We start from the raw sequence: 25,049 nt of genomic DNA, 5'->3' as shown, positions 1-25,049 counted from the left end.
TCGGGCAGGCCAACCCCCAAGTGGCCCCCACCCCGGGATCACCGGATCAGAACGCGCCGATCCCGGTTGCGCTTTCCAGCGCGTCTGTGTACCCGCTGAGTGTCCACGACGCCTTCGCGGTGGCCCAGGACCTGGGCTTCGACGGCGTCGAAGTGATGGTGACCAACAACTCCATCAGCCAGCAACCGAACGCCCTGAAGCAGCTCAGCCTCCGGTACAACCAACCGATCGTCTCCATCCACGCCCCCACGCTGCTGCTCACCCAGCAGGTCTGGGGCGCGGCATGGAACAAGGTGGAGATGGCATGCCGGATGGCCCGCGAGGTGGGTTGTGACACCGTTGTGGTGCACCCGCCGTTCCGCTGGCAGAGCAATTACGCCGGGAATTTTCCGGCGGGCGTGCGGCAGTTGGCGGAGATGTACGAGGTGCAGATCGCCGTCGAAAACATGTACCCGTGGCGGATGCGCGGCCGTGAGGGACAGGCGTACCTGCCGCATTGGGATCCGGTGGGCCAGGATTACGACGCCGTCACCTGGGACTTTTCGCACGCCGCCACGGCCGGGGTCAGCAGCCTGGCATCGATCAAGGCATTGGGCAGCAAGCTCCGGCACATCCACCTGACAGACGGGTCTGGTTCCGGACGGGACGAACACCTGATTCCTGGTCGTGGCGGCCAGCAATGTGCCGAATCGCTGCAGTATGTGGCTTCGTCGGGGTTCGACGGCGTGGTGGTTGCGGAGATCTCCACCCGGCGTGCACGGGCGGCCGGCGAACGCGAGGAAATGCTGGTGGAAACGTTGGAGTTCGCTCGAAAGCACCTGGCCCTGAGCGCTGCCTCGCTGGACGCCGGCACTCCGGCGTGAATGCATGTTCACGCGTTCCGCCCCTTAATGAGTCAGCACCGGCGGGCCGCTGCAGGAAAATGGGGGAAAACCTGCTGCAACCCACCGGTGCCTGGCAAACATCCCCATGCTTGCCTCATCACTCGCACCCTCAATGAGGTATTAACTACGTTAGGCACCGAAGATGTGCATTGCCTTGGGTATAAGTGAGAGATTGCTGGGAATCCTGATTCCACATGGGCAGCGGTCAACTGCCATGATGGGATCATGAGCAACCGAATCGCATTCCTTGGCTGTGGGTCCATGAACGAGGCCATTCTGAGCGGGCTGATAGAGGGCGGCACTGATCCGGCAGACATCGTCGCCACCGTCCGCCGCGCCGAACGCGCCGACGAGCTTGCTCATCGCCACCACGGCATCATGGCGATCGCCGGGGCCGAGGAACCGGAGAACAACAGGCAGGCAGCTACCGGATCCGGTGTGGTCATCCTGGGCGTGAAACCTGTGGGGATCACGGATCTGGCGCGGGAAATCAGTGGTTCGCTGTCACCGTCGACCATTGTGGTCAGCGTTGCGGCAGCTGTGTCCATTGCGCAGTTGGAGGCTGCATTGCCCCCCGGCCAGCCGGTCATCCGGTCCATGCCCAATACGCCGGCCAGGCTAGGCCGCGGCGTCGTTTCGGTTTCGCCCGGAACCCACTGCACCCCCGAGCAGTTGCAGCGGGTCAAGGACCTCCTAGCTGCCGCGGGCACCGTGGTGGAGGTCCCCGAAGAGCAGGTGGACGCGCTGTCCGCCATCAGCGGCTCCGGTCCTGCGTACGCCTTCTACCTGGCCGAAGCAATGGCAGCGGCCGGCACTGAACTGGGCCTGGATCCAGAGCTCTCCGTGATGCTCGCCCGCGAAACAGTGGCCGGAGCCGGCTTTATGCTGGCTGAGCCCGGCGCCGATCCCACCGCACTGCGGGTTGCCGTCACCAGCCCGAACGGCACCACCGAAAGGGCCATTGCCACCTTCGACGAGCGCGGAATCCCCGCTATCATCGCCGCCGGGGCCCGGGCCGCAGCAGACCGGGCAGCGGAAATCACCAAGCAGCTCGGCTAGTCCCCAAACGCTCCTACGGGCGGGCGGCGAAGCGCTCCAGCAGGTCCACGTGGCCCGAAACAATCAGCATGTCCCGGGCGGAAACCTTGGTCTCGGGCCGGGCGTAGGTGAAGTCTTCGCCCGGTGACTTCACGCCAACGATCGTGATGCCGTACTTGCTGCGCACCTTGGATTCCTCCAGGGTAAAGCCCACCGTTTCCCTCGGCGGGTACATCTTGACGATGGCGAAGTCGTCGTCGAACTCAATAAAGTCCAGCATCCTGCCCGAGACCAGGTGCGCGGCACGGACGCCTGCGTCGGCCTCCGGATAAATCACGTGGTTGGCGCCGATCCGAGTCAGGATTTTGCCGTGCGACGGCGTAATGGCCTTGACCCACAGATGCTCGATGCCCAGATCAACCAGGTTCACGGTGATGAGCACCGAGGACTCGATGGACGTGCCGACGCCCACCACCGCTGAACTGAACTCCTGGGCGCCCAGCTGGCGCAGGGCATCGATATTGGTGGCGTCCGCTTCCACCACGTGAGTGAGCAGCGAAGACCACTTCTGCACCAGGGAACGGTCGCGCTCGATGGCCAGTACCTCGCGGCCCTGCTTTACCAGCTGTTCTGCCGTGGCCGAACCGAACCGTCCCAGGCCGATCACCAGGACGGGGGCGTTGTGGGCGGGCCGGTTGATTGCGCCTGATGGACTAGCCAATGATGGGCCTCTCTTCGGGATAACTGAATAGTTGGCTGCGCTGGCGCAGGGCCAGGGCGGCCGCGAGCGTGACAGTGCCGACGCGCCCCATGAACATCAGCGCTGCCAGGACATACGCTCCTGCGGGCGGGGCCTCGGCGCTGAGGCCGGTGCTGAGGCCGCAGGTGGCGAAGGCGGAAATCGCTTCAAACAGCACCCTGTCCAGCGACTCACCGGTGATGGATAGCAGAAGGAAAGAGCCCACGGACACCAGCGTAGCGCCGGCGACGATCACGGAGATGGCCACGCGCATGGCACCCTGGGGAATGGTGCGCCCGTGGACCTTGACGTCCGCGTCACCTCGGGCCTCGGCTGCGATGGCCAGGAACATGATGGCGATGGTGGTGACTTTGATGCCGCCGGCCGTGGACGCCGAGCCGCCACCGGCAAACATCAGGGCGTCACTCAAGAGCATGGTGGTCGATTCGATGTGGTTCTGGTCCACCAGATTGAAGCCGCCGGACCGGAGGTTAACCGATGCAAATACGGAGTGGAGCAGTTTATCGCCCAGGGTCAGGCCACCGATGGTCCTGGCGTTGTCCCACTCCATCACCGCCCACAGAAGGCTGCCGGCGGCAAAAAGAATAAGCGATACCTCGATGGTCAGCTTGGTGTGGAGGTTCCATCTCTTCCAGTTCAAGCCGTTTTGCTGGAGGACCATCACCACAGGGAATCCCAGACTTCCCAGGAACACGCCAACCATGAGGGGAACCAGGATCCAGAGATCATTCTCAAACGGGATGATGCCGTCAGGGTGGGCCGTGAAACCGGCGTTGTTGAAGGCTGAGATCGCATAGAAAAATCCATGCCAGACGGCCCGCCAGAAGGTCTCGCCCAGCATGAGGAAGCGGGGAATCAGCACCAGGGCCAGGACGGCCTCAATGACTACCGAAGTGGTAATGACAATCCGAAGGAGAGTACCAACCTCGCCCAGGCGGCCGGCGGTGTTCATGGATTGCGCGGCAATAATCTTGCCCCGGACGCCCAGCCGCTTGCTCACCATCAGGGCCAGGAGGGAAGCCAGGGTCAAGGTTCCCAGGCCGCCCACGAAGACGCCGACCAGGATGACCAACTGCCCGAAAAAGGACCAGTGGACCGCAGTATTGACCACAGTCAGTCCGGTCACACAAACGGCAGACACTGCCGTGAACAAGGCCTGGTGCAGGGGAGTGGCGGTACCTTCAGCTGACGCCGCCGGCAGCGAGAGCAGGCCGGTAAAAAGCAGCACGACAACGGCGAATGCCGTGAGGGCGAGGCGTGCGGGTGATGTGTTGGCGATGTCGTCGATGAAGTTCCGCAGCCGTGGAAAAATACCGAGGCCGTCCCGCGCTGCTTCGGCGGGGTGCCAGCGGGCCAGGCTCCGGGGCGTCGACTGGCGATCCGTCATGTGTGGTTTTCCTCGGTAGAAACTGTTCCTCCAGTAGTAAACCACTAAAACACGGGCCCGGCCGGGCTTGCGGGCTTCAGCTCGGGTAGCCTGTCCCTGATGACTTTCCTGCCAGGGCTCAACAAACCGACTCCACCGACGACGGTGGTGTGGGACCCGTCGCTGACCGCCTATAACTTCGGCCAGGGTCATCCCATGTCCCCGGTGCGGCTGGACCTGACCATCCGCCTGGCCGGGAGTCTCGGCCTGCTGGACCTGGAACACGTCCGGGTAGAGGCGCCCGAGGTGGCCACCGACGTCGAACTCAAGACAGTCCATACCGGCGAATTTGTTGACGCCGTCCGCAGAGTCAGCGCCGATCCCTCGGTTCCCGACGAAGATCACGGGTTGGGCACCGAGGATGATCCGGCGTTCGAGGGTATGCACCAGGCCGCTGCACGGCTGGCCGGAGGTTCGCTCCTGGCGGCGTCCGCGATCCTCGATGGCAGTGCCTTGCACGCGGTGAACTTTGCCGGCGGCATGCATCACGCAGCCCGTGGAAAGGCAAGCGGCTTCTGCATTTACAACGACTCCGCGCTGGCCATCCAACGGCTGCTCGACGGCGGGGTTACCCGCGTTGCCTATATCGACGTCGACGCACACCACGGCGACGGCACAGAGAGCATTTTCTGGGACGATCCCCGCGTCCTGACGATCTCCATGCACGAATCCGGGCTCACGCTGTTTCCCGGGACAGGTTTTGCCAACGAGACCGGCGGGTCCGGGGCCGAGGGAAGCGCGGTCAACATCTCCCTGCCGGCCGGCACAGGCGACGCCGGCTGGCTTAGGGCCTTCCACGCCGTCGTGCCCCAGCTCGTTGCCGCCTTCGGGCCGGAAGTGATCGTCAGCCAGCACGGATGTGATTCCCACCGGCTTGACCCGCTGACCCACCTGAATATCAGCGTGGACGGCCAGCGCGAGGCTGTGACCGCGATCGGGCAACTGGCGGAGCGCCATTGTGAAGGCCGCTGGATTGCCACGGGTGGCGGCGGATACAACATCACCGGAGTAGTACCCAGGTCCTGGAGCCACCTTGTTGCCATAGCGGCGGGACGGCCGGTACCACTGAACACTCCGGTGCCTGAGGACTGGCGCAGCTACGTCCACGACAAGTTCGGAACCGAAACCCCTGCTTTGATGGGCGACGACGTCGAGCTGTGGTGGCGCTCCTGGGAAGTGGGCTTCGACCCGAACGACGCCGTGGACCGCACGGTGATGGCCACCCGGAAGGCCGTTTTCCCCTTTTACGGCCTGGACCCCTGGTTCGACTGAAACCCGGACCCACATCGGCGGCTGCTGTGGACTCGTCAGAGCACCATCCCGGCCAGGAAGGCCGCGTAGCAACCAGCTGCGGCATAGCAGACAAGGTCACGAGGCCGTTTGGGTGCTCCCAGCGCGAACATGACACCGGCGATGGTGAGGAAGGCCCAGCAGAGAGGGTGCCCCCAACGGATGGAAAGCTCCTGAAGGCCGGCGGTTTGACTGGCTTTCTCAGGTACCACCACCAGCCACACCGCAGTCATGCCCGCGGCAACGGCCGCTCCGGCCAAACCCGTTGCCATCCGGTGCCGGTGCGCCCAGGCCGTGAGCTGCTGCCGGCGGGGAGCCTTGCCTGTTGGTGAAGGGGGCATGTTCACGCCGGATACTGATCCGTTTTGAGGAAGCGGGCGAGGTGGACCGCGTTGCGGGCAGCCCCTGCGGTAGCGGTGGCCGTCTTCTCCGGAACTGAGTCCAGGTCCTTGTAATCCACGGTGTGCATGGCCTCGCCCACCCAATAGGTCCCGCCTTGGGCGGGGATGGTGAAGCCGACGTCGTTCAGGGCCTGCTGCATGTCGGCGTTGACCTTGTGGGCCCCGTCTTCGTTGCCGACGACGGCGACAATCGCGACTTTGCCGTACATGATGGGCCTGCCCTGATCGTCGGTCTCAGAGAGCTCGGCGTCGAGCCGCTCAATAACGCGTTGGGCGATGCTGCAGGGATGACCCATCCAAATGGGCGTGGCGAGGACCAGGACGTCAGCTGCAAGGATACGTTCCCTGATCGTCGGCCACTCGTCGCCGGCCCCCATGTCCGTTTGCACTCCCGGCAGGACGTTGTAGTCGACCACCCGCAGCGACGAAACAGCGACCTCGTGTTTACGCAGTTCATCGAGCACGTGCGCGCCCAGCAGTTCGCTGCTGGATGGCTCCGGTGAGGGAGTGAGCGAACATGTCAGGGCAATTGCAGTCAGATCAGTCATAGTTCATCCTCTTCGGTTTCGCCTCTAAGCCCATTAGTAGTAATGAGTCTTATAGATCAGGATGCGTCGTCATTCCCGGTATTGCCAGGCATACCCCGTGAGATCAGCAATTCATCGTTATTCCCCTGCTCGCGAGAGTGGCTCGCAGCGGCAGGGTTCATCGTGTAGATTGCCAGCATGTGCGCAGGCGGGCCGAAGAGTGATGCCTGTGGTTGTGTTGATGAAAGAGAGCCATGATGAGTCACCCCCACTTCGAGGTTTTTCTCGCGCAGGCTATCGATGAAGACCGGGACACTGAAGCCGGTCTGGACTCTGACGAGCTTTACGGGCTCTACACGAGCTGGTGTCTGCTGAACAAGGAAGAACCGCAAGCCCCCGAGGCCCTGTGGAAAGCGCTTAAGGCCCACCGCATTAACCCGGGGGACAACCACGTGGGAATGAAGGGGCCGGCAGCGGCCGATTACATCATTTCCAGCGCCCCGGACCTGGTCTAGCCTTCCGAAAGAAGGATGCCTTTTGACGTATATGTCGTTAGGGTGGAGTCCATGGTGACAGACGATGTATTTGCCGTCATTGCGGAAGCTACCCGGCGGGACATCCTTGTTGCGCTGCGCTCGGGAGATAAAGCTGTCGGGGAGCTGGTGGCTGAACTGGCAGCGAGCCAACCGACGATTTCCAAGCACCTGAAGGTGCTGCGCGAAGCGGAGCTGGTGAGTATGCGTGCCCAGGGCCAGAAGCGCTATTACACCCTCAATACCGAGCCGCTCGAAGGCGTGGCAGAGTGGTTGGCCGGTTTTCACGTCACTGCCCCAGGCTTTGCAGGCGCCTTGACCGGCACAGGTATGGCGCCGGCTGAGCCGGCCGATGTGCTGGCGCGCGAGAACGCGGAACTGAGCCCCGCCGTCGTTCTGGCCGGTGGCCCGCAAGCTGCTGCGGACGACACTGTTCCCCAGCAGATCGGCCGCACCGTGGGACGTGCCGCCACGAAGGCTGCGGATCTCCTGGCCAACCTGCCCAAGTTCGGCCGCAAAAAATAGCCGCCAAATGACTGCCCTGCCCGGCGTTGATGGAGCTTAACGGATCGAGCCTGTCGGAACAGGGGTTTCGACAGGCTCGATCTACAGGGGCCCGATCAGCGTCGGAAGGCCTACTTGTTCAGCAGGCGCACGTGGTCCGGAGTCAGCTCGGAGATGGTGCTGACGCCCAGGAGCGCCATAGTGCGGGCCATGTCCTTCTCCAGAATCTGCAGCGCACGGTCCACACCGGCACGGCCGCCGGCCATCAGTCCGTACAGGTATGCCCGGCCGATAAGGGTGAAGTCCGCGCCCAAAGCGAGTGCGGCTACGATGTCCGCGCCGCTCATGATGCCGGTGTCGAGGATGATGGCGGCGTCGGTGTTGGTCTTGGTGAACGCGTCCTTTACCTCCGGCAGCAGGTGGAAGGGAATGGGTGCCCGGTCCAGCTGACGGCCGCCGTGGTTGGACAGGACAATGCCGTCTGCGCCGTGATCAACCACGCGGCGGGCGTCCTCAACGGTCTGGATGCCCTTGACCACCAGCTTGCCCTTCCAGGTTTCACGCAGCCAGTCGAGGTCATCGAAGGTAAGGGTGGGATCAAACATCGAGTTGATCAGGTCGGCCACTGTTCCGGTGTATCGGGACAGTGAGGCAAAGGTGAGCGGCTCGTGGGTGAGGAAGTTGAACCACCAGGCGGGACGGTACGAAGCGTCCAGCACGGTCTTGATGGTCAGTGCCGGCGGGATGGTCATGCCGTTGCGTACGTCACGGAGACGGGCGCCGGCGACGGCGGTGTCCACCGTGACCATGAGCGTGTCGTTGCCGGCCTGGGCTGCGCGTTCGATGAGCTCCAGCGAGCGGTCGCGGTCTGTCCACAGGTACAGCTGGAACCAGTTGCGGCCGTTGGGGGCTGCCGCGGCGACATCCTCGATGGAGGCGGTGCCCATGGTGGACAGGGTGTACGGGATACCGGCCGCTTCGGCAGCCTGGGAGCCGGCATATTCGCCTTCTGATTGCATCATGCGGGTGAAGCCGGTAGGCGCGATGCCTACGGGCAGCCGGGAAGACTTACCCAGGATGTCAGTGCTGAGGTCGATGCTGGAGACGTTGCGCAGGATGCCGGGGCGGAATTCGATGTCCAGGAACGCGTTGCGCGCCCGGCGGAGGGTGATTTCCTCTTCAGCCGCGCCATCGGTGTAATCGAAGGGAGCCTGCGGGGTGCGGCGCTTGGCAATGTCGCGCAGTTCCCAGATGGTGCTGGCCCGCTTGAGCCGGGCTTCCTTGCTGAACTCTGGCTTTTTGAACTGCATCAGCGGTGCCAGGTCCGAGTACTTGGGGATGCGGCGCTTGAGCGCTGCGGGGACGGACGTTGTGGCAGAAGCCGCTGCGGGCTGTGTCCGGGTTTCTGCGGCGGGCACGTTTGCCTCATCCGGTGCGGGAGTGATTTCCGGGTTGCTTGGCTGGATCGTGTGGGTCATGGCTTCCTCCGTTGGTTCGCCGGACGGCTGAAGTGCTTTGACTGTGACAAAGCTTTTCGTCTAAGCACTGGGTCGAGGCGCTGTGGTCTAACCACACTCTAAGGGATGTGGTCTGACCACATCAACTATGATGTCAGCATGCGTACGCACCAGCTTGTCCTGCAGTGGATCGAGAACCAACTCTCCGATGGCCTGCTGACCGTGGGTGGACGCCTCCCGGCGGAGCGGACCCTCGCCGAACAGCTGAAGGTGTCGCGCACTTCCGTCCGTGAGGCCATTCGGATCCTTGAGGCGCTGGGTGTGGTCCGCGCAGGCGTTGGTTCCGGTCCCGAGGCTGGAACCGTTGTGATTTCGGATCCGACGGCGGCCCTGGGCTCCGCGCTCCGGCTGCACGTTGCCACGCAGCATCTGCCGGTGTCGGACATTGTGGAAACCCGCGTCCTGCTGGAATCCTGGGCAGCAGCCCATGTCCGTCCCGACGCCCCGCAGCTGGACGCCGCCGCCGCGCTTCTGGACGAAATGGACGCCGTCGGACCTTCCGGACTTGGCACCGGACCGGGTAATCCCGGCTCCACGCCCGCTGGTGCCTCAGTGGAAGAATTCCTGGCTTTGGATGTCCGCTTCCACCTTGCCCTGGCAGACGCCGCCGGCAACGCGGTGGTCAGTGCCATGATGGGCTCGCTCCGGGAAGCCATCCAGGGCTACGCAGCGCGGCTGACGGCGAACCTGCCGGACTGGGACGCGACGGCGTCGCGCCTGCGCGCGGAACACCGCGGGATTCTCGCCGCTATCCGGAACAATGACGGCGGCCGGGCGGCCGAGCTGGTGGTAGCGCACATCGAGGGCTACTACCGCGAAGCCGGCGTGAAGCAGCCGCATGTAGTTTGATTGATGTCGAGGAAGTCCGCGGCGGCGGGGGAACCGGGCCTGCGGCCAAGTGCCGGCCCGCGGGACCCGACGCTACTTCTTGGCAGGCCCGCTGCTTGCGCGGACCTCAAGACGGGGCTGGTAGCGGCTGCCGGGGGTGTCGGAAGATTCCTTGCGGATGAGTGCCCGCAACTGCTCCCATGCCTCCTGGCCAAGTTCCGTGATGGGAACGGCGGCCGTGGTCAGTCCGGGTGTGGTGTATTTGGCGAAGGGGATATCGTCGAAACCGGTGACGGAGATGTCACCGGGCACGTCCAGGCCGCGCTCGTGAAGGCCGCTCATCAGGCCCATGGCCACGAGGTCGTTGAACGCCAGGATTCCAGTGGCGCCGCTGTCCAGGACTGCGTCCACGGCCTCATGGCCGGTGTCGAAGTCCGAGCCGCCCTCAAGCATCCGGACGTCAACGTCAGGGTGGCCTGCCTTGAACGCTTCCAGGCCCTTGAGGCGGAGGGCGTTGGAGGCACTGCGCGGTGGGCCGGCCAGGAATGCGAGGCGGGTGTGGCCCAGGCCGGCCAGGTGTTCGGCAAGGTCCTGGACGCCCTGGCCGTAATCCACCACAAGGCTGGGAACGCCCTTGGCGCTGGTGGTGCGGTTGATGAGGACCAGCGGGTGCAGCGAAGGAACAATCTCCTCCAGTTCGGCATCGCTCATGCGAGGAGCGCACAGCACCAGGCCGTCGCAGCGCCGCCTGGCCTCGCCTGCCAGGATGGATTCTTCACTGGAGACTTCGAAGGAGTCGGCGATCAGCACGCGGTAGCCGTCCTGGGCCGCCGCCCGGCTGAGGCCCCGGAGGATGGCCTGGAAGGTGGGGTTGGCGAGGTCCGGTACCACGATGCCGATGGTGTCCGTCTTGCCAAGGGCAAGGCTGCGTCCCACGGGGTTGGGCTGGTACTTCAGCTCAAGTGCCGCGGCCCGAACGCGGGCCGCGATATCCGGATCCACGGTGAAGTTACCGTTCATCACACGGGAAACCGTGGCATGCGAAACCCCGGCTTTGACGGCAACATCTGCAATGCCGATCCTGCCCGTGGCCGATTTCCTAGCCATTCTCGAACCCTCCTATGCCACCCGCGCCACGCTGCTGCCGGCAGCAGTTTCCGCCCTTCGGGCGGGCGGCGTCATGAGTCAAAGCATATAACGCTTCACGGATCTCGCCAGAAAACGCTTTCTCCCAGAAGGGATAATGGTTGACGGAACTCTACTTCTGTTGATACAAATCTAATAACGGACTGAGAAACCGCTTTCTGGCACCTTTCCGGTGTAGCGCGTTTCCAGAGTATTCAGCTTTCGAAAGGGACCCCCTCATGGTCAACGTAGTCGAGTCGGGTTCGGCTGCTGCCGGCACCGCCGCAGGCATCAGCACTGCCCTTAGCACCAGCAACGGAACAACAGCCAACGCAGACACAGGAAAAGCCCGGATCGCCCTGATAGGCACCGGCGGCCGCTCGGAGATGTACATCCGTGCCATCCTGGGCAAGCACTCGGACACCGCGGAACTCATCGCTTTCTCGGACGTGAACCCGGGCCGCGTGGAGTTCTACCAGCAGCTGATCCAGGAGCTGGGCGCTTCCGGTCCCGTTGCCTCGTTCGACCCTGCGGACCTCACCGCCTTCATCCAGGAAAACAACATCGATCGAGTTGTGGTGACCACCCCTGACTACACCCACGCGGACTACATTGTTGAAGCACTCGAGGCCGGCGCCGACGTCGTGGTGGAAAAGCCCCTGACCATCGATGCCGAAGGGTGCCGGCGGATCACCAAAGCCGTCCACGAAACCGGCCGCAACGTGGTGGTCACGTTCAACTACCGCTACTCGCCGCGCAACAGCGCCCTCAAGGAAATCATCCAGAGCGGTGTGATCGGCAAGGTCACCTCAATCGACTTCAGCTGGGTCCTGGACACCGTCCACGGCGCAGACTACTTCCGCCGCTGGCACCGTGAGAAGAAGAACTCCGGTGGCCTGCTGATCCACAAGGCCTCCCACCACTTCGACCTGGTCAACTGGTGGATCGACGACGTCCCGGAGCGCGTGTTCGCCTCCGGCGGCCTCAAGTTCTATGGTGACAAGAACGCTGCCGAGCGGGGACTTGGCCCCCGTCCGGAACGTGGGACCCCTGACGCCGGTGCTCCCGCCAACCCGGATCCCTTCACCCTGGACATGCGCGAGGACGAGCGGCTCAAGGCCCTGTTTCTGGACAACGAACATTACGACGGCTACCGCCGCGACCAGGACGTTTTCACTTCGGGCATCACCATTGAGGACAACCTTGCCCTGGTGGTGGAGTACCAGGGAGGCCCGCGCCTGAGCTACTCGCTGAACGCCCACAGCCCCTGGGAGGGCTATCGCGTTGCCGTCAACGGTACCGAGGGCCGCGCCGAGCTTGAGGTTGTGGAGCGTGCCGCCGTCGTCGGCAGCGGCGACAAGAAGAACGTGGTTGACCCGAGCGCCACCCCCATTGAAGAAGACGACGCGATCCGGCGCAACGGTGAGCGCCTGGTGGTTCAGCGGCACTGGGAGCCTGCCTACGAGGTGCCGATCATCAACGGTGCAGGCAGCCATGGCGGCGGCGATGAACTCCTGTTGTCCGACCTCTTCAACGGACCTGGCGAGGATCCCCTGGGCCGTCCCTCGGGGTACCTGGACGGACTGCGTTCGGTGTCCGTGGGCATCGCCGGCAACCGTTCGCTGGAGACCTCGCTGCCGGTCCGGGTTGAGGACCTGGACCTCGGCGTCGACCTCCGCCGCGGCGCCTAGACGCCTCCGAAAACCTAAGGATCAACATGAGCAGGATTTTTGTAACCGGAGGCTCCGGCCGACTGGGCCGCAGCGTAGTGGCCGGGCTGGCTGAAGCGGGACACCAGGTAATCTCCGTGGACCGGGATGCCCTTGCGGAGGACCAGCTGCCGGCAGGCGTGATCCAGGAAACCGGTGACCTTCTGGCCCCCGGCGAGGCCCTGCGTCTCCTCCGGGAAACCGCTCCCGACGCCGTCATTCACCTGGCCGCGATCGCCGTCCCCTTCAGTGCGCCTGAGGATGTCATCTTTGCCACGAACACAAGGCTCGCGTATGCGGTAGTCAGTGCGGCAACGGAACTGGGCGTCGGCAAGATCATCACGGCCAGCAGCCCCACCGTCCTGGGCTACGGCGCACCTGCGGGCTGGCTGCCGGATTCGTTCCCGCTGGACGAACGCACCACTCCCAAACCGTGGAACGCCTACGCGCTGTCCAAACTGATTGCCGAACAGACCGTACAGATGTTCGCGGCCGCGCAGGGTGACAAAATCCGTTATGCGGCCTTCCGGCCCTGCTACGTGATTTCGCCTGAGGAATGGGAAGGCGCCAATACCCAGCAAGGCCACACGGTTGCTGAGCGGCTCGCCGATCCGGCACTGTCCGCTCCGGCGCTGTTCAACTATGTTGATGCCCGGGACGTAGCCGACTTCCTGGACGTCCTGCTGCAGAAAATGGACTCCATCCCCAACGGCGAGACGTTTTTCGTGGGGGCCGCGGATGCGTTGGCCACGGCACCCCTTGCCGAGCTGATGCCCGTATACCTGCCCGGCAGCGACTCCATCAGTGCCGGACTCACCGGAACAAGCCCGGCCTTCTCCATCGCCAAAGCCCAGGAACTCCTTGGCTGGCAGCCGAAGCGTACTTGGCGCACCGAACTTAAACCCAGCCTCAAAGAGCCGGAACCCTCCATGCTGGCAGCAGCCGGTGCCGGATCCGCAGTCAAGGAGACACCATGAAATTCGACGGCGTACTGTTCTTCCCCGTCACCCCGTTCACTCCCGAAGGCACAGTCGACGTTGATCTGCTCAAGGAGCACATCGCTGCCCGGCTTCCCTACGGTCCCGGTGGCGTGTTCCCCGCCTGCGGTACCGGCGAGTTCCATGCGCTAAGTATCGAGGAGGTCAGCACGGTGGTGACGGCCGCCGTCGAGGTTGTGGCCGGAAAGGTTCCGGTGGTTGCCGGTGCCGGTGGACCGCTGGGCCATGCCATTGCTGCCGCCCGTGCTGCAGAGGCGGCCGGCGCCGACGCACTGCTGGTCCTGCCGCCGTACCTGGTGACCGGCCCCACCGAGGGGCTGGTGGCGTACATCGAAGCAGTAGCCAATGCCAGCAGCCTCCCCGTGATCGTGTACCACCGCGGTAACGCAAAGTTCACCGCTGCATCCATGGCGCAGCTTGCCGCCAACCCCAAGGTGATCGGCTTCAAGGACGGGTTGGGCGACGTCGGCCTGGCGCAGGAGATTGTCTCCGCCGTCCGCGCCACGGGCCGCGAGGACTTCGCGTTCTTTAACGGCCTGCTCACTGCCGAGCTGACCCAGGGCGCTTACCGCGGCCTGGGCATCCCGCTGTACTCCTCGGCAGCCTTTGCCATGGCCCCGGAGATCGCCAAGGCCTACTACGATGCCTACGAATCCGGGGACGAAGAGCGCCGCAATGCACTGCTGGAAGGCTTCTACGCTCCGTTGGTCCGGCTTCGTGACCAGACTCCTGGTTTCGGGGTCTCGTTGATCAAAGCCGGCCTGCGCCTGGCAGGTTTGCCGGTGGGTCCGGTCCGGCCGCCGCTGGTTGACCCCACCGAGGACCAACTGGTGGAGCTGAAGGCCATCCTCGCCAAAGGCTACGAGCTGGCCGGCCGCTGATGGGCGCTCCGGTCGCCGAAGCGCAGGCCCTCCGCACGGTACCGCGCATCACGGGGCTTTCAACGCGGCTGATCACTGTGCCGCTGCGCCGCAGCTGGGGTGTCGAAGCGCCGGAAAACCACGTCATCGTCACCGAAATCCAAACGGACGACGGCGGAGTGGGACACGGATTCTCCTGGACTCCCACCATCGGACCCCAAGCGGTCAAGGCCCTCCTCGATTACGACGTCGCACCTTTCATTGCCGGTCTCCCGGCTCAGCCGGAAACCGTGTGGGACGTTCTGTGGAAGCGGCTCCATGAGGCAGGCGGCGGGGGACTGACCACCATCGCAATGGCCGGCGTGGACCTTGCCCTCTGGGATTTACAGGCGCGGAATGCGGGTACCTCCGTGACGGGGCTCCTGGGCCAGCGGCAGCAATCCGCCGAGGTCTACGGTTCGGGCGTGAACCTGCACTACACCCTTGAAGAACTGGTCGCCCAGACCGAGCGCTGGGTTGCTGCCGGGCACAACGCCGTCAAGATCAAGGTAGGCAAGCCGGACATCCGCGAAGACGCAGAACGCGTGGCCGCCGTCCGCTCCGTGCTGGGGCCCGACCGCAAGCTGATGATCGACGCCAACCAGCGCTGGGACCTGCCTACCACGTTCCGCGCGCTGGACGTGCTGGCCGGCTTCGGGCTGGAGTGGCTTGAGGAGCCCATCCGGGCCGATGACCTGTGGGCCTACCGGCGGTTGCGCAAGCATTCGCCGGTACCCATCGCGCTGGGCGAAAACCTGCACACCATTTACCGCTTCCGTGATTTCATTGAGGCGGAAGCGGTAGACATCATTCAGCCCAACATCATCCGGGTGGGCGGCATCACCCCGTTCCGCCGGATCGTGGAACTGGCCCGCACCAACAGCATCCGGGCGATGCCCCACCTGCTGCCCGAGCTTTCCGGACAGCTGGCACTGACCCTCGCGGAGCCCACCCTGGTGGAGGATGTGGAGGACGCATCCTTTGAGCAGCTGGGCATCCTGGCCGGCCCGGCGCCGGTCAGGTTCAGCAACAGCCGCGTGACCCTGGCCCACCAGCCGGGGCTCGGCTTCCGCTTTGCTTCCAGTAATCCAGACTCATAGAACAGGTAACCCAAGTGACTACTGCAACTCTTTCCTTGTCAGAGCTCACCGCTGCCGCCACTGAGGCGGCAAAGATTTCAGGTGCAGCTTCCGACGCCGAACGGGCTGGCTGGCTGACCGCCGTCGCTGATGCGCTGGATGCCAATGCAGCCGAACTCGTAGAGATTGCCGATTCGGAGACCAGCCTGGGCGCAACCCGGCTGACCGGCGAGGTGGCGCGGACTACCGGGCAGTTGCGGCTTTTCGCGCAGGTCATCACCGAAGGCTCCTACCTTGAAGCCGTCATTGATCACGCCGATCCGAACGCCACGCCTCCCAAGCCGGACCTTCGCAGGGTTTTGCGGCCCATCGGCCCCGTTGCCGTGTTCTCGGCCTCGAACTTTCCGTTCGCCTTCTCGGTAGCCGGTGGAGATACCGCCTCTGCCCTCGCCGTGGGCTGCCCGGTGATCGTCAAGGCGCACTCCGGTCACGTCCGCCTCTCGGAACGGACCGCCGAACTGGTTACCGAAGCACTGCGCTCCGCCGGCGCTCCGGAGGGCATTTTCGCCCTGGTCAGCGGCCGCGAAGTGGGCACCGCGCTGGTCCAGGATCCCGCCATCAAAGCTGTGGGCTTCACCGGCTCCATTCCCGGCGGCCGGGCGCTGTTCAACCTGGCCACGTCCAGGCCCGAACCCATCCCGTTCTACGGTGAACTGGGCAGCCTGAATCCCGTGGTCATCACGGCCCCTGCCTTGGCTGAGCGTTCAGAGCAGCTCGCTGCCGGGCTTGCTGCGTCGTTCACGCTGGGCGCCGGGCAGTTCTGCACCAAGCCGGGCCTGGTGTTCATTCCCGCCGGAACGGACTTCGCGTCGAAGGTGGCCGAAGCCGCCAAGGACAAGCCGGCAGCGGGCATGCTGACCAGCCGGATCGCCGAGGCGTACCCCGAGGGCCTGCGCAGCTTTGCCGGCGTCCCGGACGTCACCATAGTCAGTGGCACCGTTGACCAGGATGCGGCGTCAAACGGAGCGGCGCCGGTGGTGTTCTCCACCTCGGCGGCCAACGTGCTGGAACGGCCCGCCGAGTTGCTGGAAGAGTGCTTCGGCCCCACCACGCTGCTGATTGAGTACTCCGGTCCTGAGGAACTCTCTGCAGTCCTGGCCAAGGTTCCGGGCAGCCTCACCGCTACTGTGCATGCCCAGCCGGACGAAGATGTTGCCGCGCTGGTCGACCAGGTGTCCGAGCTGGCCGGCCGCGTGTTGTTCAACAGCTGGCCCACCGGCGTGGCCGTGGGCTGGGCCCAGCAGCACGGCGGCCCGTACCCGGCCACCACCTCCCTGTTCACCTCGGTAGGAGCGACGGCGGTCCGCCGGTTCCAGCGCCCGGTTGCGTTCCAGGACGCACCAGAAGCAGTCCTGCACCCGGCACTGCGGGAAAGCAACCCGCTGGGTATTCCCCGCCGTGTGGACGGCGAGCTGGTACTTCCGTAAACGGGAGATCCCCGGCATACGGAGAAATCCCCGGCGCACACGCCAGGGATTTCTCCATATGCCGGGGATTTTTGCGTGCGTAGTCCCGTGCGCCGCGCCCCGCCCCGACCTAGAGCTGCAAGGTAGCCGGGCGCGCTATTCCATTCACGGTAGTGACGGGCCATCGGGGATCCACAGTCAGCACTTTCAGCCCGGATTCGCTGAGCTGAACCGTGTCCTCGATCTTCACGCCGGGACCGGACGGGTTCCAGGTGAACGCCTGATTCAGTACCACGCGGTCGGTGGAAGAGGCCGTCACGCGCGGATCGCGGCCGGCGTAGCCCGCGGGACCGCCCTGATGGTGCTGTTGCCACTGTTCGGGGCCGAACCCATGCCGCGTGTACGCGCCCTTGATTTCGCCGAAGATCCGGTCCAGGCCGGCACCGGGAACGGTGGCATCAAATATATCGGCCTCGACGGCGGCAATCCTGGCTTCCGCGTCGAGCTCCTGGGGGGTGGAGGCGTCGAACCGCACCCAGCGGGTGATATTGACAATGAGTCCGCCCCGCCGGGCACATACAACGGCCATGGCGCGACGGCCCAGGGGAGTGTGCGTGGCGAGCGGGTGCCGGAATGCGCTCCGGGAACTGCCGTTGCACAGCAGCACCAGCGGCTCCGCCCCTGCAGCAACCACGCGGCCGGCCAGCTGGGACATCAGCCCAAACTCGGTGGTGGCCGGCGTGGCCAGTGACAATACATCGGTCATCATTTCCGCGACCTCGGTACTCAGCTGCGCGTAGCGGGCTCTCTCTCCCGGGAGCAGTTGCTGGCGTGCGGCACGGAGTTCATTGACGACGTCGGCCTCCGCCATGGGTGCCGACGTGCCGATCACGGCGGCTGCCTTGTGCAGGTCCCCGTACCAGGGCACGCTGTGCAGCGTCACATTCGGAGGAAGTTCCTCGGCAGCGATCCGCTCGGCCTCATTGTTGAAGGTCACCAGGTGATCGCCCTGCCGGTCCACCAGGACGGCTGCGATGGGGTCCCCTGCGAGGCTGATGTGGACGCGGCTGCCGTCCAGGTACCAGGTCAGCGCCGTGTTGCTGGTCAGCAGTACGGAGTCCCGGCCGGCGGCGTCGAGAACGCCCAGGACCCGCTGCCGTTTGACCTCCCGGTCTGCGGGGGCCGCCCCGTACAGCAGGTTCCGTGTATCTTCTGCCGTGCGGCTTGCTGCTCCGGCGGTGCTCTGGCTCATGAACGGCCCTTCTGGTGGTTTATCAGTTCTTCAATGTCTGCCGTGCCCAGGATGCCGTCGGCGACGAAAACGGTGACGCTGCGGCGGACCGGGGAGCCGGGTTGTGCGATGACGGGTGTGTCCCACGCCAGCGACTGCCCCACGCCCGGATATCCCTCCACCCGCACGAACCAGGGGTCCGTGGACCCCTCAGCCGCAACAAAGACGAGTGTCGCGTTGCCAGGTGAGGTGGCGCCGTCGCGCTTTGCTGACTCAAACTTTCCGGACCAGGCAAGCCAGGGGGTGACGCTGCCATGCACTGCTGACTCACCTAAGCCGTCCGGTGTCCAGACGGTGGTGCCGTCGCACGCGGGGAGCCGCCAGAAGAAGCCACCGTAACCGCCTTCGTGGCGCCCGTTGGAGCCGGGACTGCCCAGGCTGACCGGGTCCGTTCCGGCGGGAGAGAGCGCAAAGTCAAGTGTCAAGCGCCAGGCGGAGGGGCTTACTTCCGCCAACTCCCAGGTGCGTTCCTCGGTAAGGATGGGCCCGCCGTCAGGCCCGTTCCAGGAGAGGGATTCGCTAAGCAGGCCGGGGCCGGACTGAGACACACCGGTGCGGTGGATGCTGCCGTGGTCCGGTCGCCACACGTACTGTCCGGCTTCCCTGGTGTAGGTGCGGCCGCCCCAGAAGTTGACGCCGTCTACATCCTGCAGGGCCACGCCGACGCCGAGGTGCCACACGTGGTCCAGCGGCTGGTGGTCCGTGACGATGGTGCCGGCCAGGGTACGGACCGGGTGCAGGTAGGGCCGGGGCGAGGAGACGGCGCGGATACGGCTGCCGTCCTGATAATCCGCGACGGGATGCCCATTGATGGTCAGGGTGGAGACCGGTGGCAGGGACCGGGCCCAGGGAATGCCGAGTTCCGCGAAAGTGGCCTGCGCCTTAGCAGCCCGTTCGATCAGCGCACTGACACCGTGGACAACAGCATGGGCATCGTCTCCCTCGCCCTCCCACGTAAGGTGCTCGGCGGGGATCTGCCGCGGCGCCGGGGCGGTGCGGATGGCTTCGAGGACGCTGGTGAAGGCCCCACTGGCGGCCAACGAACTCAGCAGCGGCGTGCCGTCGGACCGGGCCTCCAACAGGTTCTCCAAAAGATCCTTGCGGCCGAATTTTTCCCGGCGCTCGCCGTCGGGAGTGGTGATGAGCACCTCGTCTTCCGTATAGAAGAGCGTGATCTCGCCCCGCGTTCCGTGGACGGTGACCGTGGGCTTCTGCTGCTCCGGCGCGCACAGGGTCAGGGCACAAAGCAAGGTCTGGCCTGCAGTTGTGCGGACCCGTAGCACCGAGGTGTCATCGCTCTCTGTCGGGTGGGCGCGGTAGAGGTCCGTTTCCACGGAAGCAACGTCTGCAACAGTGCGGGCGCCCGCCATAGCCAGCCCTGTGGCGACGGCGTGGGCCAGCGCGTTGGTGCCAACGCCGTCCACTACGTCCACCCCGTTCAGGCTGCGTTTTCCCGCCCAGGCTGAGCGTTTGAAGTAGCCGGTAGTCCGGAGCCACTGGCCCTTGGCACTGAGGCCCAGGACAACCCCGATTCCACCGTCGGCCACAAGATTTCGGATGGCAGGAAGGGCCTCAGATCCCAGGCTTTGGAAGCCCACCTGGACCAGGCGGCCGGCGCCCGTGGCTGCGTCGAGCACTTCCTGGAACTGGGCCATAGAGGCCACCGGCGGCTTTTCCACATACACGTCGGCCCCGGCGGCCAGGGCTTTCAAGGCCAAGGGCGCGTGGGTCTGGATGGGGGTGGCAAGAATGACAACATCGGCCGCCGCGCCGGAGGCCAGGAGCTGGTCGAGGTCGCTGAAGACCTCGACGGAATCGGCAAGCCTGCCGGCCTCGGGAGGGTTGGGATCTGCCACAGCCACCAGTTGAAGCGTCCCGGCGGCCTCGAGCCGGGCCAGGTTGGCCAGGTGTCGCTCGCCAAAACCATGCACGCCCACCAGGACAACACGGGGCCGCCGCATTCTGACCGGGGGACGGCCCAGCCGGGAGGCAAGGAAACCGATGGCCTCGTTCTGCATCTCGACAGTAAACGCATGGCCGCCGGACCAGAAACTTCCCGTGTAGCCGTCCGGATGCAGCGCTTCGAGTTTGCTGTGGGCGTCGCGCATACCGGATTCCGGAAACAGCTGGTCGGCCAGGGCGTACTGCACCAGGAAACCTTCAGCCGAAGAGCGCCCGGTCAACTCTGGCCAGTCGCCCAGCTTCCACAGCCCGGGAGTCTGCAGAAGCCAGGAGTGCGCATCCAGGTGAGCGGGCAGCAGGGACTGGAATGTGGTCATCATGCACGTCACCACGTAGCTGCGGATCCGTGGGCTGAGTGCCGCCAAGGCCACTGCCCGGCCTCCACCGCCGGAAAATCCTATGCAGCCCAGCCGGTTTTCGTCGACGTCGGGAAGTGCAGCCAGGATCTCCAAGGCTGCCAGGTCGTCATGCGCAACCGTGCCGGCCAGGCTGGTGCCCAGCAGCCCGGCAGCCTTGGCCACGGTGTCCTCGTGGATGGCTGCGGCGGCGTTGTAACGTTCAGCTTCGGAAGGCACGACGCCGTCCTGCCGCCATTGCGCTTCCTTCGCCTCGAGTGCCGAGGCTGTCCGCCACGGCGGGGTGTCAAGGTCGAAGCGGCGGCTGCCCCAGGCGAAGGTGTCGTGGGCCAGGACAGCGAAGCCACTGCGGGCAATCTCCGTGGCGAGAGCCCGGCCGTCGTAGTAGCCGGCCTTCGACGCCTCGGCCAAAGGGTGTGAGGCGGGCAGTTCCACCAGCCGTTCCGCGCCGTCAAACTTATTGCCGCCGTGGCAGTGCAGGGCCAGCACGCCCGGCAGCGGCCCTTTACTTCCGGCCGGACGGATGAGCCAACCGGTGGTTGGCCGCCCGAACCCCAACTGCCAGCTGAGCTGGGAGGTGGTGACGCCGTCGTGCGTTTCCTCCCAGTGGACCGTCACTTCAGGGGTGGCGGGAACGCCAGGGACCCCCAGCGCATCAGCGAGTTCCTGTGCTGCCGGATGGGCAGCCTGGTAGCGGGGGTGCGCCTGAACGTAGGCAGGCCAATCGTCATGGCCGGCGATGGCACTGGGCCGTACCGGCGGGGTGTTGGTGCTCACTGGCCTGCCTACTGTTCAAAAGGGACGATGCCCAAAGGTCAACGGGATTCAAAGGTACTGCTGATAGGGCTAGCCCAGGTTCTGGTTCACCTCGGAGATAAATCCCCTGGCTGCGTCCTGCGGGCTGATCTTGCCGAAAAGCACATCAGTCATATAGCGGTTCTGGACCTCCATGGTGGCGGAGGATCCGGCCGGGAACGGCAGCGGCGGATCAATCTTCATTTCGGCAATCCGGTCGAGGTATTCGGCCTCCTTCTGCTGGGACTCCTTCAGCAGCGGCTGGATTCCGGCCTTGAGCTCAGTGTTGGCGGGCATGCCACGGTCGCTCTTGATCTTGGTGGCGGCGTCCATGTTGTTGACCAGGTAGTTGATGAACTTGGCCGCTTCCTTGGGGTGCTCAGACTTCGAGGAGATGGCGTACTCCATGGAGGAACGCAGCCAGGTTCCGGGCTTCTTGCTTTCGTTGGGGAGCTTCATCATGACCAGCGGCGAGCCGGAGTAGGAGTTCATCTGGTTGCTCCAGGAGATCTTCATGCCCTGCTTGCCCTGGCCCATGAGGGTCATCTCGGGCTGGGCAGAGCCGTCCTCGACAGTCTGGGAGGCCGACGGTGCGCCGCCGGTGTCCATCAGCTTTTTGTTCATCTCGAACCACTGCGCCGCGGTTCCCTCACTGATGCCAAGCTTTTTGCCATCGTCAGTGTAGAGCTCTTCGCCGTGCTGGCGGGCCCATACTGCGAGGAAGGAATCGTTGGCCATGGGGGTGGTTCCGAAGGTGCCCGGGGGTGAGTTCCTGGTGATTTCTGCGGCGATTTCCGTGTAGTCGTCCCAGGTCCAGGTCTCGTCATCGGGCAGCTCTACGCCTGCGGCTTCGAAAACCACCGGATCGATCACCATGGACATCGAGTTGACGCCGGCGGTGATGGTGTACTGCTTGCCGTCGATCTGGCCCAGCTCTACGGTGCCCTCGGCAAATTTTGAGGTGTCGATCTCGTCCTTGACGGTATCGAGGTCCAACAGCACACCGCGGGTTGCATATTCACTGGGGTAGGCGCCGCTCATGGCGAAGACATCAGGAGTGGTGCCGCCGGCTATCTGGGTGGCCATCTTGTCCCAGTAGGAGCTGAACTCGGTGTTCTCGCCCTGTACCTTGATCGTGGGGTTTTCCGCCTCGAACGCGGCGATGACCTCCAGGGTGGTCTTTGCCCGGGAATCATTGCCCCACCACGCGAAGCGGATGGTGACGGGATCCTCGACCGTTCCTACCTTTGCGGTCTGGGTACCGCCGCCGCAGCCGGTCAAGACCAAAGCCAGGGCTGCCGTTGCTCCGGCGACCCCCAGCCCGGATTTCTTGAGACTAAACTTCATCGTTCCGTGCCCCTTAGTGTTGAATGATGCGTCTGTGACCTGCGCGACAGAAAACGCTTTCTCAAAAAGTAACAAAGGGCTATGCAGGAGTCAAGAAAACGTTTACTTTGGTAGCAAGCCGCTTTCCGGCAGGGCCTCCCGGCAGGAGGCCTGGTTGGCAAAGAGCAACTGTTCGACATCTGCAGCTGGCCGTCTTCGGGACAGCCGCAGACATTTGTATGATCGCCCCGGCGATCACCACTCACGTGGACGGCCACGATGACCAAAGGAGACCACATGGCCGCTAGATCTACTACCTGGACCCCCCGCACGGCAGCTATGCCGGGAGTGGCGGGCCTGCTGTGCAGAAAGGAACTGCGCCGATGAGCGCTATTAGTGAGCTCAGTTCCATTACCCGGCGGAAGGGCAAGATCACCGCCGAGGAAAAGAAGGCCAACGGGCGGGATAACAAGGCGGCGTATATTTTCCTGTTGCCGTGGCTGGTTGGCTTGGTGGCTATCACGATCGGCCCCATGCTGATGTCCTTGTATTTGTCCTTCACGGATTACAACCTGCTGCAGCCGCCGGAATGGACCGGCCTGGAGAATTTCACCCGGATGTTGACGGACGCGCGGTTGCATAACTCCCTCGGCGTGACCTTCACCTACGTGTTTGTTGGTGTTCCGCTGCAGCTCGCCGTGGCGTTGTTGATCGCACTGGTTTTGGATAAGGGTCTGCGCGGGCTGCCGTTTTACCGCTCGGTGTTTTACCTGCCGTCGCTGCTGGGCGGTTCCGTTGCTGTGGCTATCTTGTGGAAGCAGATCTTCGGTACTACGGGTCTGGTGAACCAGGTCCTGGCGATGTTTGGCATCCAGGGCCCGGGTTGGATTTCCGATCCCGGTACGGCGCTGGGCTCCATCATTCTGCTGCACGTCTGGACGTTCGGTGCCCCGATGATCATTTTCCTTGCCGGCCTGCGCCAGATTCCGGTGATGTATTACGAGGCTGCCAAGGTTGACGGGGCCACCACGCTGCAGCAGTTTTGGCGGATCACGATGCCGATGCTCAGCCCCATCATCTTCTTCAACCTGGTGCTGCAGATCATCGGTTCCTTCCAGTCCTTCACCCAGGCGTTCATCGTCTCAGGCGGCAACGGCGGGCCTTCGGACTCCACGATGTTCTTCACCCTCTACCTCTACCAAAAGGGATTCGGCCAGTTCGAGATGGGCTATGCGTCCGCGATGGCCTGGTTCCTGCTGGTCATCATCGGTGTCTTCACCGCCATCAACTTCATCGCTTCCAAGTATTGGGTTTTCTATGACGACTAAGCTTCAGACGCTGCCCGCCCCGGAGAAGAACTCTGCCGGCGCCGGTAAGCCTAAGAACCCCCGCAAGGCCAGGACCCGCGTATCCCGGGGCGGCCTGGCCTTCAGCCGCCGCCAGCGCCTCAACGGCCTGACCAAACACGCCATCCTGATCATCGCCGGCGCACTGATGATCTACCCGCTGCTGTGGATGGTCGTTTCCTCCCTGCGTCCGAACGAGCTGATCTTCCGCGAACCGGGCCTGTGGCTTAACAGCCTGGAAATGTCCAACTACACCTCCGGCTGGTCGGCGCTGACCCACCCGTTCGGGCACTACATGCTCAACTCCGCCGTGGTGGTCATCGGCTCCATCCTGGGCAACCTGATCTCCTGCTCCATGGCCGCTTACGCCTTCGCGCGGCTCCAATTCACCGCCAAGAAGCTGCTCTTCGGCATCATGCTGCTGACCATCATGCTGCCCTTCCACGTGGTGATCGTGCCCCAGTACATCCTTTTCTCCCAGATCGGCTGGGTAAACACCTTCTGGCCTCTGCTGGTACCGAAGCTGCTCGCCACCGATGCGTTCTTCGTTTTCCTCATGGTCCAGTTCATCCGCGGCATCCCCAAGGACCTGGACGAAGCCGCACGGATCGACGGCGCCGGCCACCCGCGTATCTTCCTCCAGGTAATCCTGCCGCTGATGGTCCCCGCACTGGCCACCACCACCATCTTCACCTTCATCTGGACCTGGAACGACTTCTTTGGCGCCCTGATCTACCTCACCGACCCGGACATGTTCACCGTCCCCGTCGCCCTCCGCGCCTTCGTCGACTCCCAATCCGCCACCAGCTGGGGCTCACTGTTCGCCATGTCCATCGTGTCCCTCCTGCCGGTATTCCTGGTCTTCCTCTTCGGCCAGCGATTCCTCATCAAAGGCATCGCCACCACCGGCATCAAATAAAAAACCGGGGCATCTTGTATTACAAGTCCTACACTTGTAACCTCAGGATGCGGAGTTCACAGTTTCAGCG

At 64.2% G+C, this 25,049-nt stretch carries 22 protein-coding genes and 1 pseudogene; 13 read left to right on the top strand and 10 right to left on the bottom strand.

Going from position 1 to position 25,049, the window contains the following annotated elements:
* Positions 1–20 precede the first annotated feature (20 nt).
* Both AC50X5_RS05115 and proC read left to right on the top strand, forming a co-directional pair.
* Complete coding sequence (locus AC50X5_RS05115; protein ID WP_494975234.1) at positions 21–863, top strand: sugar phosphate isomerase/epimerase family protein; 843 nt, start codon at positions 21–23, stop codon at positions 861–863.
* A gap of 246 nt (positions 864–1,109) precedes the next feature.
* A complete protein-coding gene (proC, locus tag AC50X5_RS05110; protein ID WP_494974995.1) occupies positions 1,110–1,943 on the top strand; it encodes a pyrroline-5-carboxylate reductase in 834 nt (277 codons plus the stop codon).
* 13 nt (positions 1,944–1,956) lie between these two features.
* On the opposite strand, the gene AC50X5_RS05105 is transcribed toward proC, so the two are convergent.
* Positions 1,957–2,643 carry a potassium channel family protein gene (locus tag AC50X5_RS05105; protein WP_494974994.1) on the bottom strand — a complete coding sequence of 229 codons (687 nt, stop codon included), beginning with the start codon at positions 2,641–2,643 and terminating at the stop codon, positions 1,957–1,959.
* Positions 2,636–4,069, bottom strand: coding sequence for a TrkH family potassium uptake protein (locus AC50X5_RS05100; RefSeq protein ID WP_494974993.1), 1,434 nt, complete (start codon positions 4,067–4,069; stop codon positions 2,636–2,638). Before AC50X5_RS05100 ends, AC50X5_RS05105 begins: the two co-directional genes overlap by 8 nt.
* 99 nt (positions 4,070–4,168) lie before the next feature.
* On the opposite strand from AC50X5_RS05100, the gene AC50X5_RS05095 reads away from it, so the two are divergent.
* A complete protein-coding gene (locus AC50X5_RS05095; protein WP_494974992.1) occupies positions 4,169–5,380 on the top strand; it encodes an acetoin utilization protein AcuC in 1,212 nt (403 codons plus the stop codon).
* A gap of 35 nt (positions 5,381–5,415) precedes the next feature.
* Here the strand turns inward: AC50X5_RS05095 and AC50X5_RS05090 are convergent, their stop codons facing one another.
* Both AC50X5_RS05090 and AC50X5_RS05085 read right to left on the bottom strand, forming a co-directional pair.
* Positions 5,416–5,739 (bottom strand): hypothetical protein, encoded by a 324-nt coding sequence (locus AC50X5_RS05090; protein ID WP_494974991.1) that lies wholly within the window; start codon positions 5,737–5,739, stop codon positions 5,416–5,418.
* Positions 5,740–5,741: 2 nt separating this feature from the next.
* Positions 5,742–6,347, bottom strand: coding sequence for a flavodoxin family protein (locus tag AC50X5_RS05085; RefSeq protein WP_494974990.1), 606 nt, complete (start codon positions 6,345–6,347; stop codon positions 5,742–5,744).
* 233 nt (positions 6,348–6,580) lie between these two features.
* Between AC50X5_RS05085 and AC50X5_RS05080 the strand changes: the two genes are divergently transcribed.
* Positions 6,581–6,841, top strand: coding sequence for a hypothetical protein (locus AC50X5_RS05080; RefSeq protein ID WP_493986043.1), 261 nt, complete (start codon positions 6,581–6,583; stop codon positions 6,839–6,841).
* Between the two features lie 51 nt (positions 6,842–6,892).
* Positions 6,893–7,384 carry an ArsR/SmtB family transcription factor gene (locus AC50X5_RS05075; RefSeq protein WP_494974989.1) on the top strand — a complete coding sequence of 164 codons (492 nt, stop codon included), beginning with the start codon at positions 6,893–6,895 and terminating at the stop codon, positions 7,382–7,384.
* Positions 7,385–7,494: 110 nt separating this feature from the next.
* On the opposite strand, the gene AC50X5_RS05070 is transcribed toward AC50X5_RS05075, so the two are convergent.
* Positions 7,495–8,841, bottom strand: coding sequence for an alpha-hydroxy acid oxidase (locus AC50X5_RS05070; RefSeq protein ID WP_494974988.1), 1,347 nt, complete (start codon positions 8,839–8,841; stop codon positions 7,495–7,497).
* 138 nt (positions 8,842–8,979) lie between these two features.
* Between AC50X5_RS05070 and AC50X5_RS05065 the strand changes: the two genes are divergently transcribed.
* Positions 8,980–9,729: a FadR/GntR family transcriptional regulator gene (locus AC50X5_RS05065; protein ID WP_494974987.1), complete on the top strand. Its 750-nt coding sequence runs from the start codon at positions 8,980–8,982 to the stop codon at positions 9,727–9,729.
* A 72-nt stretch (positions 9,730–9,801) separates the two neighbouring features.
* Here the strand turns inward: AC50X5_RS05065 and AC50X5_RS05060 are convergent, their stop codons facing one another.
* Complete coding sequence (locus AC50X5_RS05060; RefSeq protein ID WP_494974986.1) at positions 9,802–10,815, bottom strand: LacI family DNA-binding transcriptional regulator; 1,014 nt, start codon at positions 10,813–10,815, stop codon at positions 9,802–9,804.
* Positions 10,816–11,072: 257 nt separating this feature from the next.
* Here AC50X5_RS05060 and AC50X5_RS05055 point away from each other — a divergent pair, with 257 nt between their 5' ends.
* Genes AC50X5_RS05055 through AC50X5_RS05035 form a run of 5 tightly spaced genes read left to right on the top strand, consistent with a single transcriptional unit; the run spans position 11,073 to position 17,005 of the window.
* Positions 11,073–12,524: a Gfo/Idh/MocA family oxidoreductase gene (locus tag AC50X5_RS05055; RefSeq protein ID WP_494974985.1), complete on the top strand. Its 1,452-nt coding sequence runs from the start codon at positions 11,073–11,075 to the stop codon at positions 12,522–12,524.
* Between the two features lie 26 nt (positions 12,525–12,550).
* Positions 12,551–13,519 (top strand): NAD-dependent epimerase/dehydratase family protein, encoded by a 969-nt coding sequence (locus AC50X5_RS05050; protein ID WP_494974984.1) that lies wholly within the window; start codon positions 12,551–12,553, stop codon positions 13,517–13,519.
* The gene (locus AC50X5_RS05045; protein ID WP_494974983.1) at positions 13,516–14,421 is read left to right on the top strand and encodes a 5-dehydro-4-deoxyglucarate dehydratase; all 906 of its coding nucleotides are present in this window, start codon (positions 13,516–13,518) and stop codon (positions 14,419–14,421) included. The genes AC50X5_RS05050 and AC50X5_RS05045 overlap by 4 nt, the downstream gene beginning before the upstream one ends.
* Positions 14,421–15,539, top strand: coding sequence for a mandelate racemase/muconate lactonizing enzyme family protein (locus tag AC50X5_RS05040; RefSeq protein ID WP_494974982.1), 1,119 nt, complete (start codon positions 14,421–14,423; stop codon positions 15,537–15,539). Before AC50X5_RS05045 ends, AC50X5_RS05040 begins: the two co-directional genes overlap by 1 nt.
* A 14-nt stretch (positions 15,540–15,553) precedes the next feature.
* Positions 15,554–17,005 carry an aldehyde dehydrogenase (NADP(+)) gene (locus tag AC50X5_RS05035; protein ID WP_494974981.1) on the top strand — a complete coding sequence of 484 codons (1,452 nt, stop codon included), beginning with the start codon at positions 15,554–15,556 and terminating at the stop codon, positions 17,003–17,005.
* Between the two features lie 109 nt (positions 17,006–17,114).
* On the opposite strand, the gene AC50X5_RS05030 is transcribed toward AC50X5_RS05035, so the two are convergent.
* From AC50X5_RS05030 to AC50X5_RS05015, 4 genes and pseudogenes are all read right to left on the bottom strand, one after another.
* Positions 17,115–18,236, bottom strand: coding sequence for a M24 family metallopeptidase (locus AC50X5_RS05030; protein ID WP_494974980.1), 1,122 nt, complete (start codon positions 18,234–18,236; stop codon positions 17,115–17,117).
* On the bottom strand, positions 18,233–20,236 hold the full coding sequence (locus AC50X5_RS05025) for a DUF6807 family protein (protein WP_494975233.1): 2,004 nt from the start codon (positions 20,234–20,236) through the stop codon (positions 18,233–18,235). The genes AC50X5_RS05030 and AC50X5_RS05025 overlap by 4 nt, the downstream gene beginning before the upstream one ends.
* An 18-nt stretch (positions 20,237–20,254) precedes the next feature.
* Positions 20,255–21,370: pseudogene (locus AC50X5_RS05020) on the bottom strand (acetylxylan esterase); the annotation flags it as partial.
* 69 nt (positions 21,371–21,439) lie between these two features.
* Positions 21,440–22,735: an ABC transporter substrate-binding protein gene (locus AC50X5_RS05015; RefSeq protein ID WP_494974979.1), complete on the bottom strand. Its 1,296-nt coding sequence runs from the start codon at positions 22,733–22,735 to the stop codon at positions 21,440–21,442.
* A gap of 362 nt (positions 22,736–23,097) precedes the next feature.
* Between AC50X5_RS05015 and AC50X5_RS05010 the strand changes: the two genes are divergently transcribed.
* Both AC50X5_RS05010 and AC50X5_RS05005 read left to right on the top strand, forming a co-directional pair.
* Positions 23,098–24,042 (top strand): carbohydrate ABC transporter permease, encoded by a 945-nt coding sequence (locus tag AC50X5_RS05010; protein WP_494974978.1) that lies wholly within the window; start codon positions 23,098–23,100, stop codon positions 24,040–24,042.
* Positions 24,032–24,979, top strand: a complete 948-nt coding sequence (locus AC50X5_RS05005) for a carbohydrate ABC transporter permease (protein ID WP_494974977.1) — start codon at positions 24,032–24,034, stop codon at positions 24,977–24,979. Before AC50X5_RS05010 ends, AC50X5_RS05005 begins: the two co-directional genes overlap by 11 nt.
* The last annotated feature ends 70 nt before the right edge of the window (positions 24,980–25,049 follow it).

Source organism: Pseudarthrobacter sp. MDT1-40-2, from assembly GCF_059383595.1.
The sequence above is the reverse complement of the archived record's forward strand: the minus strand, read 5'-3'. Positions and strand labels throughout refer to the sequence as shown.

Excerpts from the sequence above, each read along its gene's own strand:
- proC (WP_494974995.1), top strand. The coding sequence starts at position 1,110 with ATGAGCAACCGAATCGCATTCCTTGGCTGTGGGTCCATGAACGAGGCC.
- AC50X5_RS05100 (WP_494974993.1), bottom strand. The coding sequence starts at position 4,069 with ATGACGGATCGCCAGTCGACGCCCCGGAGCCTGGCCCGCTGGCACCCC.
- AC50X5_RS05095 (WP_494974992.1), top strand. The coding sequence starts at position 4,169 with ATGACTTTCCTGCCAGGGCTCAACAAACCGACTCCACCGACGACGGTG.
- AC50X5_RS05090 (WP_494974991.1), bottom strand. The coding sequence starts at position 5,739 with ATGCCCCCTTCACCAACAGGCAAGGCTCCCCGCCGGCAGCAGCTCACG.
- AC50X5_RS05085 (WP_494974990.1), bottom strand. The coding sequence starts at position 6,347 with ATGACTGATCTGACTGCAATTGCCCTGACATGTTCGCTCACTCCCTCA.
- AC50X5_RS05080 (WP_493986043.1), top strand. The coding sequence starts at position 6,581 with ATGATGAGTCACCCCCACTTCGAGGTTTTTCTCGCGCAGGCTATCGAT.
- AC50X5_RS05075 (WP_494974989.1), top strand. The coding sequence starts at position 6,893 with ATGGTGACAGACGATGTATTTGCCGTCATTGCGGAAGCTACCCGGCGG.
- AC50X5_RS05070 (WP_494974988.1), bottom strand. The coding sequence starts at position 8,841 with ATGACCCACACGATCCAGCCAAGCAACCCGGAAATCACTCCCGCACCG.
- AC50X5_RS05065 (WP_494974987.1), top strand. The coding sequence starts at position 8,980 with ATGCGTACGCACCAGCTTGTCCTGCAGTGGATCGAGAACCAACTCTCC.
- AC50X5_RS05060 (WP_494974986.1), bottom strand. The coding sequence starts at position 10,815 with ATGGCTAGGAAATCGGCCACGGGCAGGATCGGCATTGCAGATGTTGCC.
- AC50X5_RS05055 (WP_494974985.1), top strand. The coding sequence starts at position 11,073 with ATGGTCAACGTAGTCGAGTCGGGTTCGGCTGCTGCCGGCACCGCCGCA.
- AC50X5_RS05050 (WP_494974984.1), top strand. The coding sequence starts at position 12,551 with ATGAGCAGGATTTTTGTAACCGGAGGCTCCGGCCGACTGGGCCGCAGC.
- AC50X5_RS05045 (WP_494974983.1), top strand. The coding sequence starts at position 13,516 with ATGAAATTCGACGGCGTACTGTTCTTCCCCGTCACCCCGTTCACTCCC.
- AC50X5_RS05040 (WP_494974982.1), top strand. The coding sequence starts at position 14,421 with ATGGGCGCTCCGGTCGCCGAAGCGCAGGCCCTCCGCACGGTACCGCGC.
- AC50X5_RS05030 (WP_494974980.1), bottom strand. The coding sequence starts at position 18,236 with ATGAGCCAGAGCACCGCCGGAGCAGCAAGCCGCACGGCAGAAGATACA.
- AC50X5_RS05025 (WP_494975233.1), bottom strand. The coding sequence starts at position 20,236 with ATGCGGCGGCCCCGTGTTGTCCTGGTGGGCGTGCATGGTTTTGGCGAG.
- AC50X5_RS05015 (WP_494974979.1), bottom strand. The coding sequence starts at position 22,735 with ATGAAGTTTAGTCTCAAGAAATCCGGGCTGGGGGTCGCCGGAGCAACG.
- AC50X5_RS05010 (WP_494974978.1), top strand. The coding sequence starts at position 23,098 with ATGAGCGCTATTAGTGAGCTCAGTTCCATTACCCGGCGGAAGGGCAAG.
- AC50X5_RS05005 (WP_494974977.1), top strand. The coding sequence starts at position 24,032 with ATGACGACTAAGCTTCAGACGCTGCCCGCCCCGGAGAAGAACTCTGCC.